The following is a 1655-nucleotide window of genomic DNA, read 5'->3' as shown; positions in this document are numbered from 1 at the left end:
CGCGGCCGCGGGCGCGGGCGCGGGCCTGGGGCGTCCGGCGCGCACGGCGGCGGGGCTGGCCATCCGCTGGGGCGCCACGCGCGAGGAATCCGACGCCATCCTGGCCCGCGCGGTGGAGATGCTCCTGGCGGGGAAGGTACTGGCCGTGAAGGGGCTCGGCGGGTTCCACCTGGTGTGCGACGCCAACAACCCTGCCGCGGTGGCGCTGCTGCGCGCCCGCAAGCGCCGCGAGGGCAAGGCCTTCGCGGTGATGGCGGCTGATGCGGACGCCGCGCGGGCGGTGTGCGAGGTGGACGCGGCCGAGGAGGCCGTGCTGGCCGGGCCGGCGCGCCCCATCGTGCTGCTGCGCAAGCGCCCGGACGCCGTGTTTGCCCCCGGGCTGGCCGACAAGCTGACCGAGCTGGGCGTGATGCTTCCCTATACGCCGGTGCAGCACCTGCTGATGCACGACTTCGCCGAGGCGTGGCGGGCGGCCGCGGGCGGGGAGGGAGGTTCGGACGCGGACGCCTCCGCGGCGGCCTTGGCGGCCAATCCGCCGCTGCTGGTGATGACCTCGGGCAACTTGCATGACGAGCCCATCGTCATCGACGACGAGGACGCCTACGAGCGCCTGGCCGCGGTGGCCGACGGCTTTTTGGGCAACGACCGCCCCATCCTCACGCGCTTCGACGACTCGGTGGTGAGGGTCATCAGCGCGGGGAGCGCCGGCGACGCGGTGCAGGTGATCCGCCGAGCTCGCGGCTTCGCGCCGCTGCCCATCGAGGTGCCCCTGGTGAAGGCGGCCGAGGAGGCTCGCGCCGGTGCGCCGGAGGCCGGCGAGGCCCTTGCGCCTGCGGCGTCCCCCGACATCTTCGCCACCGGGCCCGAGCAGAAGAACACCTTCGCGTTGCTGCGCGGAGCCGAGGCCTTCGTCTCCCAGCATATCGGCGATATGGAGAACGCCGACGTCTACGACGCGTGGCTGGCCGCCAAGCGCCGCTTCGAGGGGCTCTTCGAGGTGGAGCCGGGGCTTGTCGCCTGCGACCTGCATCCGGAGTACCTCACCAGCAAGTGGGCGGCCGACCAGGATATTCCCGTTGTCCGAGTGCAGCACCACCACGCTCACGTGGTGTCGGTGATGGCTGAGCACGGACTATCTGACGCAGTGTGCGGCATCGCCTTCGACGGCACGGGCTATGGCCCTGACGGCGCCATCTGGGGCGGCGAGGTGCTGCTGGCCAACCCGGCGGCCTTCGAGCGCTTCGGCAACTTCGCCTACGTGCCCATGCCTGGCGGCGCGGCGGCCATCAAGCACCCGCTGCGCATGGCCTATGGCGTGCTGTGGGCCTTCGATTTGCTTGACCATCCCGGCGCGGCTCCGGCTCTGGAGGCCTTGGGCGCCGATGCGGCCGGCCTGTGCGACCAGATGATCGAGCGCGGCCTCAACACGCCCATGACCTCGTCGGTCGGCCGGCTCTTTGACGCCGCGAGCGCGCTGCTGGGCCTGTGCCTCGCGCCGGCCTACGAAGGCGAGGGCGCCATCCTGCTTGAGGCCGCCATCGAGGGCCGCGTGCCCTCGGCCTTCGCCGACCGGCTGTCCGCGGCCCCGGCCGACGTCGCCGCGCGCGCGGCGGTCAGCGCCCGCGTGGACGAGCCGGCTGCCCAGGCGGCGCGCG

General features: G+C 73.3%; 1 protein-coding gene. It reads left to right on the top strand.

Going from position 1 to position 1655, the window contains the following annotated elements; translation table 11 throughout:
• The coding region (locus D1643_RS10930) for a Sua5/YciO/YrdC/YwlC family protein (protein ID WP_160710633.1) at nucleotides 1-1655 on the top strand (1655 nt) is incomplete at both ends.

It is taken from the genome of Enterorhabdus sp. P55 (assembly GCF_009911695.1).
Taxonomy (GTDB): domain Bacteria; phylum Actinomycetota; class Coriobacteriia; order Coriobacteriales; family Eggerthellaceae; genus Enterorhabdus.
This window is presented reverse-complemented; position numbering and strand designations above follow the sequence as displayed.